The organism is Peptoniphilus sp. DNF00840, from assembly GCF_001553125.1.
Classification (GTDB): domain Bacteria; phylum Bacillota; class Clostridia; order Tissierellales; family Peptoniphilaceae; genus Peptoniphilus_A; species Peptoniphilus_A vaginalis.
On record NZ_KQ960249.1, the window covers coordinates 729 to 960 of the forward strand.

Here is a 232-nt window from a genome sequence, read left to right on the forward strand (position 1 = left end):
TTTCAATCCACGCACCCGCGAGGGGTGCGACCTTAGGCTTATGTATTTTAGCGGCTTGAGAGTCGGAATTTCAATCCACGCACCCGCGAGGGGTGCGACCTAAAAGTATGGCTTATATCTTTTTTAAGCAATGATTTCAATCCACGCACCCGCGAGGGGTGCGACGGGCAAGTTTAAGTGACGAACAGGCAAAGTTATTATTATTTCAATCCACGCACCCGCGAGGGGTGCG